This window comes from Shewanella sp. AS1 (assembly GCF_021412565.1).
GTDB lineage: Bacteria > Pseudomonadota > Gammaproteobacteria > Enterobacterales > Shewanellaceae > Shewanella.
In genome coordinates, this window is the sequence record NZ_JAKCLJ010000036.1 from 1 (window position 1) to 454 (window position 454).

1 rRNA gene is annotated in these 454 nt (G+C 42.7%); it reads left to right on the forward strand.

The features are described from left to right. Nucleotides 1-336: 336 nt before the first annotated feature. Nucleotides 337-454, forward strand: a 23S ribosomal RNA gene (locus LZP69_RS15920); the annotation flags it as partial.

Below are 454 nucleotides of genomic sequence, written 5' to 3' on the forward strand. Positions count from 1 at the left end.
AGCCCTAGGGGAACCTGGGGCTGGATCACCTCCTTACCTATACGATAACTCAACCTTGGTTTGGTAAGAAAATGCTCCTGCATTTCTTACACACAGCACATCCATGTGCTTGAGTGTTCACACAGATAACTTGTTCTTGTTAGAACAGTGGCCTGTCTTTACGGCAGTGCTTGCTCTTTAAAAATTTGGAAAGCTGATAGTAATAACCGAAAGGTTATTGCGAAAAATAATTGAGTTCTCAAAACACACTTAAATCAAGTGGCTTGAGTATTCTTTTGGCGAAAGTTGAAACCATTAGTTGCGATACAACACTGATGAAACTCATTGGGGTTGTATGGTTAAGTGACTAAGCGTATACGGTGGATGCCTTGGCAGTCAGAGGCGATGAAGGACGTAGTAACTTGCGAAAAGCGTTGGCGAGCTAGTAACAAGCATTTGAGCTAACGATGTCCGA